17 protein-coding genes and 1 pseudogene are annotated in these 16620 nt (G+C 51.7%); 10 read left to right on the plus strand and 8 right to left on the minus strand.

What is annotated here, in order from left to right:
- Positions 1-59 precede the first annotated feature (59 nt).
- Genes ACP15Y_RS03610 through rsmA form a run of 3 tightly spaced genes read left to right on the plus strand, consistent with a single transcriptional unit; the run spans position 60 to position 2852 of the window.
- Positions 60-959: a peptidylprolyl isomerase gene (locus ACP15Y_RS03610; RefSeq protein ID WP_424981634.1), complete on the plus strand. Its 900-nt coding sequence runs from the start codon at positions 60-62 to the stop codon at positions 957-959.
- An 18-nt stretch (positions 960-977) separates the two neighbouring features.
- Positions 978-1994 (plus strand): 4-hydroxythreonine-4-phosphate dehydrogenase PdxA, encoded by a 1017-nt coding sequence (gene pdxA / locus ACP15Y_RS03615; protein WP_424981635.1) that lies wholly within the window; start codon positions 978-980, stop codon positions 1992-1994.
- 18 nt (positions 1995-2012) lie between these two features.
- On the plus strand, positions 2013-2852 hold the full coding sequence (rsmA, locus tag ACP15Y_RS03620) for a 16S rRNA (adenine(1518)-N(6)/adenine(1519)-N(6))-dimethyltransferase RsmA (RefSeq protein ID WP_424981636.1): 840 nt from the start codon (positions 2013-2015) through the stop codon (positions 2850-2852).
- 285 nt (positions 2853-3137) lie between these two features.
- Here rsmA and gmk read toward each other — a convergent pair whose 3' ends face one another.
- The 8 genes from gmk to ACP15Y_RS03660 all read right to left on the minus strand — a co-directional run bounded on the left by gmk (position 3138) and on the right by ACP15Y_RS03660 (position 9880).
- Positions 3138-3776 carry a guanylate kinase gene (gmk, locus tag ACP15Y_RS03625; protein ID WP_424981637.1) on the minus strand — a complete coding sequence of 213 codons (639 nt, stop codon included), beginning with the start codon at positions 3774-3776 and terminating at the stop codon, positions 3138-3140.
- 8 nt (positions 3777-3784) lie between these two features.
- The gene (locus ACP15Y_RS03630; protein ID WP_424981638.1) at positions 3785-4678 is read right to left on the minus strand and encodes a YicC/YloC family endoribonuclease; all 894 of its coding nucleotides are present in this window, start codon (positions 4676-4678) and stop codon (positions 3785-3787) included.
- Between the two features lie 37 nt (positions 4679-4715).
- Positions 4716-5828: an endolytic transglycosylase MltG gene (gene mltG, locus ACP15Y_RS03635; RefSeq protein WP_424981639.1), complete on the minus strand. Its 1113-nt coding sequence runs from the start codon at positions 5826-5828 to the stop codon at positions 4716-4718.
- Positions 5829-5939: 111 nt separating this feature from the next.
- Positions 5940-7202 carry a beta-ketoacyl-ACP synthase II gene (gene fabF, locus ACP15Y_RS03640; protein ID WP_424982454.1) on the minus strand — a complete coding sequence of 421 codons (1263 nt, stop codon included), beginning with the start codon at positions 7200-7202 and terminating at the stop codon, positions 5940-5942.
- A gap of 48 nt (positions 7203-7250) precedes the next feature.
- A complete protein-coding gene (locus tag ACP15Y_RS03645; RefSeq protein ID WP_133572318.1) occupies positions 7251-7487 on the minus strand; it encodes an acyl carrier protein in 237 nt (78 codons plus the stop codon).
- A gap of 201 nt (positions 7488-7688) precedes the next feature.
- The gene (fabG, locus tag ACP15Y_RS03650) at positions 7689-8426 is read right to left on the minus strand and encodes a 3-oxoacyl-[acyl-carrier-protein] reductase (protein ID WP_424981640.1); all 738 of its coding nucleotides are present in this window, start codon (positions 8424-8426) and stop codon (positions 7689-7691) included.
- Positions 8427-8452: 26 nt separating this feature from the next.
- Positions 8453-9400, minus strand: coding sequence for an ACP S-malonyltransferase (gene fabD / locus ACP15Y_RS03655; RefSeq protein ID WP_424981641.1), 948 nt, complete (start codon positions 9398-9400; stop codon positions 8453-8455).
- 30 nt (positions 9401-9430) lie between these two features.
- Complete coding sequence (locus tag ACP15Y_RS03660) at positions 9431-9880, minus strand: N-acetyltransferase family protein (protein WP_424981642.1); 450 nt, start codon at positions 9878-9880, stop codon at positions 9431-9433.
- 386 nt (positions 9881-10266) lie between these two features.
- Between ACP15Y_RS03660 and rpsF the strand changes: the two are divergent.
- From rpsF to ACP15Y_RS03695, 7 genes and pseudogenes are all read left to right on the plus strand, one after another.
- Positions 10267-10617: pseudogene (gene rpsF / locus ACP15Y_RS03665) on the plus strand (30S ribosomal protein S6); the annotation flags it as partial.
- Between the two features lie 21 nt (positions 10618-10638).
- The gene (rpsR, locus tag ACP15Y_RS03670; protein ID WP_255768534.1) at positions 10639-10893 is read left to right on the plus strand and encodes a 30S ribosomal protein S18; all 255 of its coding nucleotides are present in this window, start codon (positions 10639-10641) and stop codon (positions 10891-10893) included.
- Between the two features lie 69 nt (positions 10894-10962).
- Positions 10963-11565, plus strand: a complete 603-nt coding sequence (gene rplI / locus ACP15Y_RS03675; RefSeq protein WP_424981643.1) for a 50S ribosomal protein L9 — start codon at positions 10963-10965, stop codon at positions 11563-11565.
- A 206-nt stretch (positions 11566-11771) separates the two neighbouring features.
- Positions 11772-13262, plus strand: coding sequence for a replicative DNA helicase (locus tag ACP15Y_RS03680; protein ID WP_424981644.1), 1491 nt, complete (start codon positions 11772-11774; stop codon positions 13260-13262).
- A 47-nt stretch (positions 13263-13309) separates the two neighbouring features.
- Complete coding sequence (gene alr / locus ACP15Y_RS03685; protein WP_424981645.1) at positions 13310-14440, plus strand: alanine racemase; 1131 nt, start codon at positions 13310-13312, stop codon at positions 14438-14440.
- Entirely contained in the window at positions 14441-15838 is a 1398-nt protein-coding gene (gene radA / locus ACP15Y_RS03690) for a DNA repair protein RadA (protein WP_424981646.1), read from the plus strand.
- Positions 15839-15939: 101 nt separating this feature from the next.
- Positions 15940-16524: a CvpA family protein gene (locus ACP15Y_RS03695; protein WP_424981647.1), complete on the plus strand. Its 585-nt coding sequence runs from the start codon at positions 15940-15942 to the stop codon at positions 16522-16524.
- The last annotated feature ends 96 nt before the right edge of the window (positions 16525-16620 follow it).

Consider the following 16620-nt stretch of genomic DNA (forward strand, 5'->3'; position numbering starts at 1 on the left):
CGCATTCTTTGCCGATTAGTGCTATTCGACTTCAAATAATCAATTAGGAACGAACAGATATGCGTATCGTGAGCCTTATATTTATCGCCCTGTTGAGCTTGGCAAGTTTTGGCCAGACTAGCTTTGCGGCCACGATTAAAGTTGTGGTCAATGGCACAACAATCACTGATCATGATATTAGCCAGCGCGCCAAATTTATGCGGCTTGAGCGGCGAGGCAAATCCAATAACGACCGTCTTCGTTTGGCACGAGAAGAACTAATCGATGAAGCGTTGATGATCGGTGAAATGAAACGCATTGGGCGCTCCGTGCCTGATTCTGCCGTGAATGATGCCTACGCCAAGGTTGCGGTAAACTTGAAATTGAGCTCTTCAAAATTGACACAGATTTTGAACGCCGCTGGCGTGCAATCTAAAACACTTAAAGACAAACTTCGTGCACAGATTGCTTGGCAAGGTGTGGTCGCAAATGTGCTGCGCAAAAAGGTTCAAATTTCTGACCTCGAATTGGATTTGGCTGCGCGGGAAGAAGTTGGCAATGCCACGAATTTCGATTTCATGCTCACTGAAATCGTGTTTTTGAACACAACCGGGTCCACACGTTCGCGCACCAACGAGGCGAACCAATATCGCCGTAACTTTAATGGCTGCGACAATGCTGTGGCTTTGGCCCTTTCTTATCGTGACGCAGCGGTGCGCAAAATTGGTCGCCGTCACTCTACACAGCTGGCAGATCCTGTTGCCAAAGAGTTGGCTGGTCTGAATGTTGGTGGCATTTCTAAGCCACGCACCATTGCGAGCGGTGTGCAAATGCTGGCCATTTGCGCCAAGACACAGGCCGAAGATTTGACCTTTGTGAAAAACAAATTGCGCAATGAAGTGGGCACCGAAAAGCTTAAGGACGAAGCTTCCGATTATCTTGCCAAGCTGCGCGAACAAGCAAATATCGAGAACCGATAGTCTAACGAGGATATCAATATGGCCCTCGCCCCCCTCGCCGTTTCGATTGGAGAGCCTGCGGGCATTGGGCCGGACCTGATATTGCAAGCCTATCAAGAACGGGTAGCCCGCCAGCTGCCCGTTTTTTGTGTTTTTGGCGACCCAGCCTTTTTGGCCGCGCGCGCCAAGCGGTTGGGATATGAGTTTGAGATTGAAGCGACGACACCAGATGAGGCAATTGAGGTTTTTGAACGTGCATTGCCAGTGTTTGATCTCGGCCACCGCATTGAAGATCAGCCGGGCGTGCTGTCGCCGCTTGCGGCCAATATGGTGATTGATGCTATCCGCGATGGTGTCGCGTCTATTTTTGCGGGCCAGTGCCGTGGGTTGGTTACGGCCCCGATTCACAAAGCCAATCTCTACAAAGAAGGCTTTGATTTCCCGGGTCACACAGAATATCTGGCCGCGCTTTGCGCGAAGAACGGAAACCCGCTGACGCCGATCATGATGTTGGCGCACGGCAACCACCGTGCGGTGCCTGTCACTATTCATATGGCGTTGCGGCAAGTCTTCGAAACGCTGACACCTGATCTGATCATGGACACTATTCGCATTGTTCACCGTGACTTGCAAAATCGCTTTCGCATTCCCACGCCGCAAATTGGTGTAACCGGTTTGAACCCACATGCGGGTGAAGATGGCACTATGGGCAGTGAGGAAATCAATATCATTGCCCCCGCGTTACAGCAATTGCAGGAGGATGGCATCGCAGCAGCAGGGCCATTGCCTGCGGATACGGCCTTTGCACCGCACATTTGGTCCAATTATGATGCGATGATTGCCATGTATCATGATCAGGCGCTGATCCCCGTAAAGGCGATCGGGTTTGACGACGGCGTGAATATCACTTTAGGGCTGCCAATTGTGCGCACCTCGCCCGATCATGGCACTGCGCTTTCGCTGGCAGGAACCGGCACAGCCTCGCCCAATAGTTTTTTGAAGGCCCTTGCCATTGCCGACGAAATGACCCAAAAGCCCCTCAGCTTAGGTGAATGAGATAGATCGGTTAAATACATGAGCCAAATTGACGAATTGCCGCCCCTGCGCGAAGTGATCGCCCAGCATGGCTTGCGGGCAAAAAAAGAATTGGGTCAGAATTTTCTGCTCGATCTCAATTTGACGGCACGCATTGCACGCATTGCAGAACCGCTTGAAGATCATACCATAATTGAAGTTGGGCCCGGGCCCGGCGGTTTAACACGCGGATTGTTGGCTTCGGGTGCCAAAAAGGTGATCGCCATTGAGCGCGATGACCGTGCTTTGCCAGCATTGGCAGAGATTGCAGCCGCCTATCCGGATCGACTGGAAGTCATTCCAGGCGATGCGATAGAGATTGACTATCGCGCGTTGGCCGATGGCCCGACAAAAATTGTTGCCAACCTCCCCTACAACATTGCAACCCCTTTGCTCACAGGATGGTTGGACGGCCCTTGGCCACCCTATTTCGACAGTTTGACATTGATGTTTCAAAAGGAAGTTGCAGACCGTATTTGTGCACCCGTTGGCAGTAAAGCGTTTGGCCGTCTTTCGATCCTTTCGCAATGGCGGTGCCACACCAAGGTGGCGCTGAATGTGGGCCCCGGGGCCTTCACACCACCGCCAAAGGTGAGTTCAGCGATTGTGCATTTGGTGCCGAAGCCTGACGCGCAGCAGATTAAGGCAAGCACTTTGGAACATGTCACCCGCGCTGCATTTGGTCAGCGCCGCAAAATGCTCCGCCAAAGCCTTAAAAGCTTGAATGTTGATTTGCCAATTTTGTTTGATGACATGTCGCTCAAAGGCACCGAACGTGCCGAGCAATTGAGTACCGAACAGTTTGTAGAAATGGCCCGCTGGGTTGAGACGAACCGCTAAAAATACCCCCCAAAATGCAAAACACCCGCTCGAACCACGAGCGGGTGGACACAGCAATATTCGTGCCTAATATTGAGTATCGTGAGCGCATATACAAAAAGATGGTGGACTGGCAACCCATCCCAATTGGCATAAAATTTCCAATTGTTCAAAATTGCACATCTCTTTGTTAGCCATTCATATTTAGCACGGAAGCTAATTCATGTACAGGCTTGTGAACATGTGAAGTGGTAAAAATTGCCGCATGGTGAATACCCTGATCGTAATTCACCGCATCCGAGCTTCTCACAAGATTGAATCAAGCTCGTTTTGCAAGCCTTTGACAAAATTGGATAAATCTTTTTGGCGTGACGGCATCATGCGGGCGGAGTCCAAGATGGACGCAACGGCGGCACAGCTTTCCTCCAAATCGCGGTTGACGATAATATAGTCATAGCTTTCCCATTGCTTCAGCTCTTGTTGCGCTGTCGTCAGGCGGCGGCGGATCACTTCTTCGCTGTCATCTGCGCGGCGCTCCAGCCTATGTTTCAGCTCGGCAATTGATGGGGGAAGGATGAAAACACCGATAATGTCTTCTGGACATTTTTCGTAAAGCTGGATTGCGCCTTGATAGTCGATGTCAAACAACACATCCCGGCCGGCATCCAGTTCTGTTTCAATCGCGGCCTTTGGCGTCGCGTAGAAATTGCCGTGCACTTCGGCCCATTCCAACAGTTCGCCCTTGTCGCGCATTTGTTCGAATTGCTCGACGGTCTTAAAGAAATAGTCCACGCCATCAACTTCATTGGCGCGCTTTGGACGCGTGGTCACTGAAATGGATAGTTTGAGGTTTGGATCCTGCTGCAAAATGGTGCGCGAGATCGAGGTTTTCCCTGCCCCGGATGGCGATGAAAGGATGAGCATCAAGCCCCGACGATCAAACATGGAAAATCCTATTCTATATTTTGAACTTGTTCACGTAATTGGTCGATTGCAGCCTTTAAATCAAGGCCAATTGCAGTCAAGTCCACATGATTGCTCTTCGAGCACAATGTGTTGGCTTCGCGATTGAATTCTTGCGAGAGAAAATCGAGCTTTCGTCCCACCGCGCCACCACCTTTGAGCAGCTTACGTGCGGCATCTACGTGCGCGGCCAAGCGGTCTAACTCTTCACGAATATCGGCTTTGGTGGCCAGCATCAGCGCCTCAGCGTGCAAGCGATCTTCTGCCAAGCCGTTCTCGCCTTCCTGCAATTGGGCGATTTGCCCCTGCAATTTTTCTAAAATGGCTTCACGGCTGCGGGCAGGATGCTCCTCAGCCTTCAATGTCAGTTCTGCAATTTCGACGAGACGTTGGGTTAAAAATGCTTGGACATTGAGCCCCTCCGCTTCGCGCGAAGCAATAAGATCGGCAATGGCATTGTCTGCAGCATTCAGAATGGCCTGTTTCAAATCGGCAAGGTCTTCATCGTTCAACTGGGCTTCGGTGAGCTCCAGCACCCCTTTAAGCCCTAAAATGCCATCCAAGCGGGGGCGATCGGCCTCTACTTTGCTGGCAAGGTCAGTCATCGCGGCAAGCACTGTGTCCAGCGCTTGCTGATTAACGCTCACTTCGCTCTGCAAATGTTCATAAGTGATGTTGAGGTTAACCTGCACGGCGCCGCGCGTCAGCGCCTTGGATAGCTTTTGCCGCAGCAAGTTTTCCAAATCGTCGATGCCGTGCGGTACGCGCAGCCGCAAATCAAGGCCGCGCGCATTTACGGATTTGATTTCAAGATTGAAGGACGCGCCCGAAATGCCCCCCGATGCCCGGGCAAAACCGGTCATGCTTGCGATGGGTTTGGACATATCAGCTCTCCTTTGCGCGATAAATTGCGCCCTTGTTTTATTGATTGCTGCTGTCGTCGTCCAGCTTTTCCGCTTCCTGCTGTTCCAGCGCTTCTTTTTCTTCCTGTGCCGCTTTTTCTTCAGCTTCTAGGCGTTCTTTTTCAATTTTGCGCCACGCAGCAACATTGGCTTGGTGCTCTTTGTAGCTGTTTGCAAATGCATGGCCACCTGTGCCATCAGCTACAAAGTAAAGCGCTTCGGTTTCCGCTGGGTTGGCCACGGCCTTCATGGATTCAATGCCTGGGTTGGCAATTGGGCCCACGGGCAAGCCATCGATTTGATAGGTGTTATATTCTGTTTTCTTATCAATCTCGGACCGACGCAAACCACGCCCCAAAACGCCCTCACCCTTGGTGATGCCGTAGATGATGGTTGGGTCTGATTGCAGGCGCATGCCTTTGTTCAGCCGATTGATGAATACGCCAGCTACTTCTGGGCGTTCAGCGGCCAAGCCTGTTTCTTTTTCGACGATAGACGCCAGGATCACCAGTTCTTCCGGTGTTTCAATTGGCAGGCCTTCGTCACGGTTTTCCCAAATCTCGGCCAACGCTTCATCATGCGCCTCAATCATTTGCTCAAGCACGCTTTGGCGGGTGGCGCCGCGTTCGAAATTATATGTGTTGGGCAACAAAGCTCCCTCGGCGGGAATCTCTTCGATTTCGCCAGTCAGCAAGTCAGCTGCTTTAAGTCGCTCAACAATCTGCCAGGAGGTGAAACCTTCAGGGATTGTCACATTATATTGGATGGCACGGCCTTCGGTCAGTTCAATCAAGATATCGCGCATGGAGGACCGGGCGGCGATGCGGAATTCGCCAGCTTTCAGCTCGGTGTCCTTATCCATGGCGACGGTGCCAAAACGGAAGATGTAAGAACTGGAAATCAGGCCTTCGTCTTGCAGTTTACGGGCGATGGTTGAAACCCCTGCCCCTTGCGGCACTGCGAAGATTGTTTCGCTTTCGATAGGTCCGTCAGAATTGAATTGGTTGACGCCGAAATAGATCACGCCGCCGACGATGACCAAGCCGAGAATAACGAGCGACATGAACGCATTTGCGATCCGCACAAATGTATTTGGTTTTTTACGAACTTTGTTTTTGCGTTTTCCAAACATGGCACCCTGCTTATTCTGATTTTGGCGCTATACTGAATGGAAGATTAGGGCAAAAACAAGAGCGAAGAATCCTCTTCCCCGCTCTTTTTGTCGCGATGTGGAACCGCAGCCCTAGCTCAGCTTTTTAAACACCAATGAGGCATTCGTGCCGCCAAAACCAAACGAGTTGGAGAGCGCCACATTTATTTCTTTCGCCTTGGCTTTATTCGGCACCAAGTCAATTTCGGTCTCAACGGACGGGTTGTCCAAATTGATTGTAGGTGGTGCGATGTTGTCGCGCATGGCAAGAACTGAGAAAATCGCTTCAACAGCACCTGCAGCGCCCAACAAATGGCCGACAGCTGATTTGGTGGAAGACATGGTCACGTTCTTCGCGTGGTCGCCCATCAAGCGGGTCACCGCGCCCAGTTCAATTTCATCGCCCAATGGGGTCGATGTGCCGTGAGCATTCACATAATCAATATCGCTTACGTCCAAGCCAGCGCGCTTGATCGCCGCTTGCATAGAGCGATAGCCGCCATTGCCGTCTTCGGCAGGCGCTGTGATGTGGTGTGCATCGCCAGACAAACCATAGCCAACCACTTCACCGTAAATTTTGGCGCCGCGTGCTTTGGCATGTTCATATTCTTCCAAAATGACGGTGCCTGCGCCCTCACCCATCACAAAGCCATCGCGGTCTTTGTCATAGGGGCGTGAAGCCCGCTGTGGATCGTCATTAAAACCTGTTGAAAGGGCGCGACACGCAGCAAACCCAGCCAATGAAAGGCGGTTTACCGGAGATTCAGCGCCACCAGCGACCATAATATCTGCATCATCCAGCGCGATCAGCCGTGCCGCATCGCCAATGGCGTGCGCCCCGGTTGAGCAGGCTGTGACAACAGAGTGGTTTGGTCCTTTCAATCCGTGGCGGATTGAAACATAGCCAGACGCGAGATTGATCAAGCGACCTGGGATAAAAAACGGACTGATCCGACGCGGGCCTTTTTCCGCGAGCGTTACAGAAGCATCATAAATGCCCCCTACGCCGCCAATACCCGATCCGATTAAAACACCGGCCCGTTCTTTTTGTTCGTCTGTTTTGGCTTCAAAACCACTGTCTTGAAGAGCTTGACCAGCAGCTGCCATGGCGTAAACAATGAAAGGATCAACCTTTCGTTGTTCTTTCACGTCCATCCAGTCATCTGGATTGAAGTTACCGTCTGCGGTGTCACCTAGCGGAATACGGCAGGCAATCTGACATGCCAAATCTGACACATCGAATTCGTCTACCTTTTTGGCTCCGCTTTTTCCGTCAAGAATATTTTTCCAGACAGTCTCAACATTCGCGCCCAATGGGCTCACAATGCCAAGACCAGTGACAACTACTCTGCGCAACTTCATTTCAGATGTCCTACGGCTGCTAAAGGGGAAATCCCCTAGGTCTTACTTAACAGCCTTTTCTAGGAAAGAAACGGCATCGCCAAATGTTTGAATTGATTCAGCAGCATCGTCAGGGATTTCTACGCTGAATTCTTCTTCAAACGCCATAACCAGTTCAACCTGATCGAGCGAATCCGCGCCAAGATCATCAATAAAGCTGGCTTTTTCTGTCACTTTGTCGGCATCTACGTTCAAATGCTCAACAACGATCTTGCGAACGCGATCTGCAATATCGCTCATATTTGGTTCCTCTTCACCTAAAAGTCTTCAATTTAGTTCAACGGCACCACTTAATGTGGCGGGTTGTCCGCTTAAATGCACCTCATCTTGAATAAAATCAAGGTTAAGGCGTCTTTGGACCCGTGTTGGACGGGGCATTATCATACTTTTCCACATTTGACCATATTGAGAAGTAATTTCTCATGGCAAGACAAATGCCTATTAAATCATGGCCATACCGCCATTGATATGCATGGTTTGGCCCGTGACGTAGCTTGCTTCGTCGCTGGCCAAGAATACTGCACCCGCCGCAACTTCATCAGCTGTACCCAATCTACCTGACGGAATTGTGCCCAAAATGCTTTCGCGTTGTTTTTCGTTCAATTCATCCGTCATGGCAGAGGCGATAAAGCCCGGTGCGATGGTGTTTACGGTCACATTTCGGCTTGCCACTTCTTGTGCAATCGCTTTGGACATACCAATCAATCCTGCTTTAGACGCAGCATAGTTGCCCTGCCCCGGATTGCCGGTGACGCCCACAACAGATGTGATGCCGATGATGCGGCCATAGCGCTGCTTCATCATCACTTTAACCGCAGCGCGAGACAAGCGGAAGGCAGCGGTTAGGTTCACCGCAATCACATCATCCCACTCTTCATCTTTCATGCGCATGAAAATATTGTCGCGAGTGATGCCGGCATTATTCACCAGAATGTCCAAACCGCCCATGGCGTCCACAGCGGAAGGAATCAAAGCGTCCACGCTTTCCGTGTCGGAAAGGTTACAAGGCAAAATATGCGTATCGCCAGAGATGCTGCTTGCGACTTCCTCCAGCACGTTAACACGTGTGCCTGAAAGGCCAACAGTTGCGCCTGCTTCTGCAAGCTTTTCGGCGATGGCGCGGCCAATACCGCCGCTGGCACCAGTTACAAGCGCTCTTTTGCCGCTCAAATCAAACATGTAGTCTTCCCCTATTGGTTCGGGTGTTAGTTAAGGCTCTCGACATATTTTTCAATGTCATCTGGCGTATTGATGGCCAAGGCGTTGGCGTCGCGGTTAATGCGGCGGGCCAATCCAGTCAGAACTTTGCCAGTGCCCAGCTCCACAAGCGTATCGATCCCGCCCTCGCCTGTCATCCAGCTAACTGATTGTGACCAGCGTACTTTGCCGCACACTTGCTCCACCAAGCGCTTTTTGATTTCGCTTGGGTCTGAAATCGGCGCAGCCAATACGTTTGAAACGACGGGTACCACAGGCTCCTTCACGTCAGCGCTGGCCAGTGCAGCTTCCATCGCCTCGGCAGCAGGGCCCATCATAGAGCAATGGAAAGGTGCTGATACAGGCAAGAGCATTGCACGCTTAGCGCCTTTCGCTTTTGCCATTTCAACAGCACGCTCCACCGCTGATGCCGCGCCGGAGACCACGATCTGGCCTGGTGCATTGTCGTTAGCCACGTCCACCACAGCGCCTTGCGCAGCGGCTTGAACCACTTCTTCAACGTCTGCATATTCAAGACCGAGAATGGCCGCCATTGCGCCCTCGCCCACAGGCACGGCCTGTTGCATGGCGCGGCCGCGCACTTGCAGCAAACGAGCGGTATCTGAAATTGACAACGCACCCGCAGCGCAAAGGGCTGAATATTCGCCCAAAGAATGTCCGGCAACATATTTGGCCACATCGCCCACTTGCACACCTTTGCTTTCCAACACGCGGATCACCGCCATGGAAACGGCCATCAAGGCAGGTTGTGCGTTTTCAGTTAGGCGCAATGTATCGTCTGGACCACCAAACATGATAGACGACAATTTGGTTTGAAGCGCGTCATCAACTTCATCAAAAACCTTCTTGGCCACATCATAGTGCTCGGCCAATTCTTGACCCATGCCAACGGCTTGGCTGCCCTGTCCGGGGAAGGTGAATGCGGTTGAACTCATATTTCAAGCCTCACTTGATTTCGAAAAGAGTTATAGCTGTATATCGTATGTCAGCCAGTCAGTCTTGCGTGCCAGCCGATCATAAACGGCGCGTGCACGATAATTATTGTCGGCGGTGACCCAACGCACAATCGACCAGCCCTTTTCCTCGGCAACTTTCTTGATCTCTTCGATCAATGCCTCGGCCGCGCCTGAGCCCCGGTGCGACGGGTCAACAAACAAATCGTCCAAAAATGCGCCTTTGGATGCTGCCAAGGGGCGCAGGAACGGACGATAATGGGCAATGCCTACCACATTCCCTTTTTTGTCCATAGCCACCAGCCCTTGCAGGTCGTTGGCTTCATCCATCAGCCAAGACCAGACTTGTTCACGCATTTCGCCATTTTGGGTGGAATTATAAAAGCGCGCATAGGCGGCGTAAAGCTCCGTCCAGCGTTCCTTATCATCATTCTCCAATGGGCGTACATTTGACGTGGACATAGGCTGGCCACTCCCCTTTATGCTTATAATTTTGTCGGGAGTTTATAGTTTGCTCAGAATGAGACGCAAGGACAAACTCGGTCAAAAGCCAATTCGCCTGTGAGTAAGTGCGGCAATCATGGGGCGTTAAATAGCAACAAAAACGCCGCTTTAGGCTTGCATTTTACCGTTTGCCGCTTTATGAAGCCCGAGTTCGTTTGGCCGGGAGCTGAACGGAGGACTGTTTTTCATTGCCACATGGTTGTGCGAGCAGATGATGCTAAGAACGGCATCGGCCTCCCGTGTTCCCGCTCTTTGTAAGATTTCTTTGGCGCCTTTTGAAGGCTTCAAAGGGGCTTTGCGCCGGCGGATGAACAAAAGTGTAAACCAAACAAAAGGCGATTAATATGCCATTGTACGAGCATATTTTCCTGGCACGTCAGGATATCTCCACATCACAAGTGGAAGAGCTTACCAAAACTGTAACAGACCTTGTCACCTCAAACGGTGGTTCAGTTTCTAAAACTGAATATTGGGGTTTGAAATCATTGACATTCCGCATCAACAAAAACCGCAAAGCACACTACACTTTGCTGAACATTGATGCGCCGGCGACTGCAATTGCTGAAATGGAACGTCAAATGCGCATTAATGAAGATTTGTTGCGCTTTATGACTGTTCGCGTTGAAGAGCTTGAAGAAGGCCCTTCACCAATGATGCAAAAACGTGATGATCGTAGCGATCGTCGCGGTCCACGTCGCTTCTAAGGAGATTTGAGCATGGCTATTCGTGATCTATCCGGCACACAAACACGTCGTCCTTTCCAGCGTCGTCGTAAAACATGTCCTTTCTCTGGCGCAAACGCTCCAAAGATCGACTATAAAGATGTTCGTTTGTTGCAGCGCTATGTTTCAGAGCGTGGCAAAATCGTTCCAAGCCGTATCACTGCGGTTTCTGCGAAAAAGCAGCGTGAGCTGGCTCGCGCAATCAAACGCGCACGTTTCTTGGGCCTTTTGCCTTACGTCGTAAGTTAAGTTCGGCTCGCCGAACGTTGGGGATCGGTCCCCTAACCGCAATTTGCGGGACAGCATTGGAGAATAAAAATGAAAGTTATCCTTCTTGAACGCGTTGGTCGTTTGGGCACCATTGGTGACGAAGTAGCTGTTAAAGACGGCTTCGCACGTAACTTCTTGTTGCCCACAGGCAAAGCTTTGCGTGCAAACAACGCAAACCGCGCCCGTTTCGAAGCTGAGCGTGAAGAAATTGAAAAACGCAACGCTGAACGTCGCGATTCTGCGATGGCAGTTGCCGAATCAGTAAATGGCAAAACCATCACCATCATCCGTCAGGCTGGTGAAACTGGTGTGCTTTACGGTTCTGTTTCTGCACGTGACATTGCTGACACCTTGGGTGAAGACAATGTTAAAGTTGGCCGTTCACAGGTTGAATTGAACTCACCGATTAAAGCTGTTGGCTTGCACACTGTTGCATTGGCTTTGCACGCTGAAGTGACTTCAGAAATCACTGTTAACGTAGCGCGCTCACAGGACGAAGCTGATCGTCAGGCACAGGGCGAAGACATGACTGTCATGAACTTCGACGAAGTACCTGAAGAGATTGAAGCAGAAGCTGAAGAAGCTGCCGAGGAAGCAGCTGAAGAAGCCGAAGCTGCTGCTGATGACGCTGAAGAAGAAAAAGCTGAATAAGCAATCTTCTTTACGCAAAAATTTGAAGGCTGGAGTTCTGCTCCAGCCTTTTTTGTTGCCTGTTGAGAACCATCGGCAATTATTCGTGTATGATTGCATTTTTCCCCATTGATCACAGGCGATCAAACAGGCATTGAAGTAAATGCTCACTGATCACAAATGAGACTAGCCAAAATTGTCATAATGTGGACAATCGGCTAAGGGGTATGGAAATGGAAGCGGCACAAAAATTCGACGTTGCGCAGTCTGAGGACTATCGGCAGGCGCCACACAATGTTGAAGCAGAACAAGCGCTCTTGGGCGCGATCCTTGTGAACAACGAGGCGTTTGACCGGGTGTCAGATTTTCTGTTGGCCGAACATTTTTACGAACAAGTTCACGCTGACATTTATTCGGTTTGCACCAAGATTATCCGCACAGGCAAGCGCGCAACACCGATCACTGTCAAAACCTTCTTGCCAGATGATCTGACGCCTGAATTTTCCATGACGCAATATTTGGCGCGTTTGGCTGCTGATGCCACCACCATCATCAACGCGTCGGACTATGGGCAAACCATTTATGATTTGGCCATTCGCCGCAAACTGATTGTGGTGGGTGAGACATTGGCGAATGAGGCCTACACGGCAGATTTCGATAGTCCCCCTGCCCTGCAAATTGAGAATACTGAAAAAGCGCTATTTGAGCTGGCCGAGAAAGGCCGCTCCGATGGTGGCTTTGTGGATTTTGGCGCCGCCTTGCGTGAAGCCGTGCATATGGCGGGGGAAGCCTATCGGCGCGATGGTTCGCTATCTGGTCTGGCCTCTGGTCTTGTGGATATGGACCAAAAGATGGGCGGGTTGCAGCGTTCTGACTTGATCATTCTCGCTGCCCGTCCTGCGATGGGTAAAACCTCGCTGGCCACCAACATCGCGTTCAACATTGCTAAGGCATATGAGCCGGAAGTGTTGCCCGATGGGTCGATCAAGCCCGCCAATGGCGGTGTGGTCGCCTTCTTCTCCTTGGAGATGAGTGCTGAACAGCTGGCCACTCGTATTTTGGCGGAACAGTCGGGGATTTCATCTTCTGACATTCGGCGCGGTAAAATTCATGAAAACCAGTTTTCCAAGCTGGTTGAAGCCTCGAACATCATGGCGAAAGCGCCGCTTTACATTGATGACACTGGTGGCTTGGCCATTTCGCAATTGGCAGCCCGTGCCCGGCGTTTAAAACGTCAAAAAGGCATGGACCTGTTGATCGTCGACTATTTGCAGCTTCTGTCCGGCTCTTCTGCCAAGTCGCAAGCCAACCGGGTGCAGGAATTGACCGAGATTACCACCAGCTTGAAAGCATTGGCGAAAGAGCTGGAAGTGCCCATCATTGCCCTTTCCCAGCTTTCCCGACAGGTGGAAGCGCGTGACGATAAGCGCCCACAGCTTGCTGACCTTCGGGAATCAGGGTCTATCGAGCAGGATGCTGACGTGGTGCTGTTTGTGTATCGGGAAGAATATTACCTCAAAGGTAAGATGCCGCAGGAAAACACCCCGGAGTTTTTCGAGTGGCAAGCAAAGATGAATGAGGTCGAAGGCCGAGCTGAAGTGATTATTTCTAAGCAAAGGCATGGTCCTACGGGCACTGTGCAGCTACACTTTAACGCGAATCTGACACGCTTTGGTAATTTGGCCAAAGATGAGTATCTGCCAGAGCAGTTGGAATAGTTTGATCTGCATCTCGTTTGCCTTGTTTTGAGCCATTGGACACAAATATGACCGACATCTCCGCTTCCTCGCTATTGAGTTCAGGTCAACTCACCGTTGATTTGAATGCAATTGCGCGCAATTGGGCGGCACTCGACAAAATATCACCAGGCACCCTCACCGGTGCTGTGGTCAAGGCGGATGGCTACGGGCTTGGCCTGGAAGAAGTTGCCAAAAAACTTGCTAAGGAAGGCGCACAATTCTTTTTTGTCGCCAATCCTGAAGAAGGGTTGCGTCTGCGCGCTGCCTTGCCTGCTGCGCACATATTTGTTTTGGGCGGCCTGTGGCCGCGTACAGCTGAGATTTACACGCAGGCCCGTTTGATGCCTGTTCTCAATTCCATGGCTATGTTGGAAGAGTGGCTTGCCTATTGCGTTGAGCATGGGGAAGCCTATCCTTCTAGCCTTCATTTTGACACGGGCATGAACCGCTTGGGCTTCCGACTTTCCGATGTAAGCTGGGTGCGTCAGCAGTTGGAACGTACGGGCTATCAGCCACAAATGATCATGAGCCATTTGGCCTGCGGCGACCAACCAACGCATGAGAAAAACCGCACGCAGCTCGCGTTTTTCCAATCTATCATGGCGCATTTCCCTGAGATTCCAGCCTCTTTGGCCAATTCGGCGGGCTTGATGGGATCTAAGCAGAACCATTTCCAGTTAGTGCGTCCGGGCATTGCGCTATTTGGTGGTCGTGCCATTAGTGGTCGCAACAACCCGCTGGCGCATGTGGTCAATTTGGACGTACCTATTTTGCAGGTGCGCGACGCTAAGACCGGTGAATCTGTTGGCTATGGTGCTGATTACACATTGCAGCGCGATAGCCGCATTGCCATTGCCGCCATCGGCTATGGCGACGGTTTTTTCCGCGCCAACAGTTCGGCCACCAACCATATGGGTGCGCGTGTTGCCGTCAAAGGCAAATTGGTGCCGATTTTGGGCCGCATTTCCATGGATACGTTCGCAATCGATGTCACTGACTTAGGACCAAACGGCCCTGTTCCGGGCGAGATGGTCGAAGTTTTGGGGCCTAATGTTTCAATCGACGACATTGCAGATGCCTGTGGCACCATCGGCTATGAGGTTTTGACCAATCTGCGTGGTCGCTATCGCCGCACCTATGTTGGGAGCGTCGAATAGATGGCCAAGCAGAAGGCGCAATTTATTTGCCAGTCTTGTGGCAGTGTAACGCCACGCTGGGCGGGTCGTTGCGACAATTGCGGCGAATGGAACTCCATTGTTGAAGAACAGGTCAATTCCGGCGTCGGCTCCGGGCCAAAGGCCGCTACCGCGGCTGGCCGCCCCATCGAACTTGTTCCCCTCACCGGTGCCACTGATGACGCGCAGCGCATCACAACAGGCATTTCAGAACTAGACCGGGTTACGGGCGGCGGCTTTGTAGTCGGCTCTGCCAGCTTGGTTGGCGGTGATCCGGGCATCGGCAAATCTACACTCTTGCTGCAGGCCGCGGCCGCCCTCGCCGCCAAGGGCCACAATGTTGTATATATTTCGGGCGAGGAAGCCATCGCCCAAGTGCGCCTTCGGGCCACCCGTCTCGGGGTGGAATCGTCTCCGGTACAATTGGCCAGCGAAACCCATGTGGAAACCATTTTGGCCACGCTGGAATCTGCTGGAAAACCAGACTTGGTGATCATCGATTCAATCCAGACCTTATGGACAGATCGGATCGACAGTGCGCCCGGCACGGTGACGCAAGTTCGCACCAGTGCACAGGCGATGACGCGCTTTGCCAAAAAAACGGGCGCCGCTGTGGTGTTGGTTGGCCATGTCACCAAAGATGGTCAGATCGCTGGGCCGCGTGTCGTCGAGCATATGGTTGATGCGGTGCTGTATTTTGAAGGCGATGGCGGCCACAATTTCCGCATTTTGCGCGGCGTGAAAAACCGCTATGGCGCCACTGATGAAATTGGTGTTTTCGAAATGGCCCATATGGGGCTGCGCGAAGTCGCCAATCCGTCTGCCCTGTTTCTTGATCAACGCGATAAAGACGCGACGGGTTCTGCTGTTTTTGCTGGCATGGAAGGCACGCGCCCAGTTCTAGTTGAAATTCAGGCTTTGGTTTCGCCCTCGCCTTTAGGCACGCCCCGGCGCGCCGTTGTGGGGTGGGACAATGCCCGCCTGTCCATGGTGCTGGCCGTTCTTGAAACCCATTGCGGCGTGCGCATTGGGGCGAACGATATCTATCTGAATGTGGCTGGTGGCTTGAAAATCTCGGAACCTGCGGCCGATTTGGCCGTGGCGGCCGCCCTTGTGTCGTCCCTCACCAATTCGCCATTGCCCGCGGACGCGGTCTATTTTGGCGAAGTTAGCCTTTCTGGCGGCGTGCGTCCCGTGTCCCATGCGGGCACGCGCCTAAAAGAGGCGCAAAAGCTTGGCTTCGGCATTGCTCATACGGCACAACTGAAAGATGTGGATAAAGGGCTGGCCTTGCAATTGGGCACCCACAAGCAATTGGCTGACCTTGTGGCGCAAATCGCCGCTAAGGGCCGGGCAAACCCGCAGCGTGAACCTGTATAGCCACGCCTGTGTACGAGTTTGGTTAAATTCGCCCTGTAGTCTTGGCAGGCTGGCAGATAAAGGGTAAATGAAGCACAAAGTGGTTCAAAAGGGATATATTTATGATCACCACCTTTGATATTATTGTCGGCGTTCTTGTGTTGATCTCGGCGCTTTTGGCCACCATGCGCGGTTTTACCCGTGAAGTTTTGTCGCTGCTCACTTGGGGCGGCTCTGCTGCTTTCGCTGTCTGGATGTATTACAACAATCCTGAGTTGGCCCGCAATTATGTGGCAGACCCAATGGTGGCGGACATCGTCACCGTGCTTCTCAGCTTTATTGTAGCGCTAATTATCCTGCATTTACTGACCATGTGGATTGCTGATCTGGTGAGCGACAGCAAAATTGGCCCATTGGATCGTTCATTAGGCTTTGTCTTTGGCGGCATCCGCGGCATCTTGATCATTGTGGTATTGTTAATTTTCGGCAATTGGCTGTTTGCGAATGATTTGCGGAGTTTCGCAGCTGACAGCAAAACCATGCCGATCCTAACGGATCTCGGTGAGGATCTGATCAGAGCCCTACCGGATGATGTGGAAGCGATGTTCACAGATTTCTTGCGCGGCAGCAGCACACCTGGACAAGAAGTGCCAGTGACTGAAGGCACTGATCAGTTTGAAGAAGAATTGAGCACCAGTTCAACTTAGCGCGTCATGCGTCTAATTGTTGACCGGTGTTTGCGGTGAGTTTGGTTGACTCTCACCGCATAGCGGCGTAATGAGCCGAAACATATGGTAACCCCT

Origin of the sequence: Maritalea sp. S77 (assembly GCF_049801075.1) — a bacterium.
In the GTDB taxonomy this organism is placed as follows: domain Bacteria; phylum Pseudomonadota; class Alphaproteobacteria; order Rhizobiales; family Devosiaceae; genus Maritalea.

Excerpts from the sequence above, each read along its gene's own strand:
- ACP15Y_RS03610 (WP_424981634.1), top strand. The coding sequence starts at position 60 with ATGCGTATCGTGAGCCTTATATTTATCGCCCTGTTGAGCTTGGCAAGT.
- pdxA (WP_424981635.1), top strand. The coding sequence starts at position 978 with ATGGCCCTCGCCCCCCTCGCCGTTTCGATTGGAGAGCCTGCGGGCATT.
- rsmA (WP_424981636.1), top strand. The coding sequence starts at position 2,013 with ATGAGCCAAATTGACGAATTGCCGCCCCTGCGCGAAGTGATCGCCCAG.
- gmk (WP_424981637.1), bottom strand. The coding sequence starts at position 3,776 with ATGTTTGATCGTCGGGGCTTGATGCTCATCCTTTCATCGCCATCCGGG.
- ACP15Y_RS03630 (WP_424981638.1), bottom strand. The coding sequence starts at position 4,678 with ATGTCCAAACCCATCGCAAGCATGACCGGTTTTGCCCGGGCATCGGGG.
- mltG (WP_424981639.1), bottom strand. The coding sequence starts at position 5,828 with ATGTTTGGAAAACGCAAAAACAAAGTTCGTAAAAAACCAAATACATTT.
- ACP15Y_RS03645 (WP_133572318.1), bottom strand. The coding sequence starts at position 7,487 with ATGAGCGATATTGCAGATCGCGTTCGCAAGATCGTTGTTGAGCATTTG.
- fabG (WP_424981640.1), bottom strand. The coding sequence starts at position 8,426 with ATGTTTGATTTGAGCGGCAAAAGAGCGCTTGTAACTGGTGCCAGCGGC.
- fabD (WP_424981641.1), bottom strand. The coding sequence starts at position 9,400 with ATGAGTTCAACCGCATTCACCTTCCCCGGACAGGGCAGCCAAGCCGTT.
- ACP15Y_RS03660 (WP_424981642.1), bottom strand. The coding sequence starts at position 9,880 with ATGTCCACGTCAAATGTACGCCCATTGGAGAATGATGATAAGGAACGC.
- rpsR (WP_255768534.1), top strand. The coding sequence starts at position 10,639 with ATGGCTATTCGTGATCTATCCGGCACACAAACACGTCGTCCTTTCCAG.
- rplI (WP_424981643.1), top strand. The coding sequence starts at position 10,963 with ATGAAAGTTATCCTTCTTGAACGCGTTGGTCGTTTGGGCACCATTGGT.
- ACP15Y_RS03680 (WP_424981644.1), top strand. The coding sequence starts at position 11,772 with ATGGAAATGGAAGCGGCACAAAAATTCGACGTTGCGCAGTCTGAGGAC.
- alr (WP_424981645.1), top strand. The coding sequence starts at position 13,310 with ATGACCGACATCTCCGCTTCCTCGCTATTGAGTTCAGGTCAACTCACC.
- radA (WP_424981646.1), top strand. The coding sequence starts at position 14,441 with ATGGCCAAGCAGAAGGCGCAATTTATTTGCCAGTCTTGTGGCAGTGTA.
- ACP15Y_RS03695 (WP_424981647.1), top strand. The coding sequence starts at position 15,940 with ATGATCACCACCTTTGATATTATTGTCGGCGTTCTTGTGTTGATCTCG.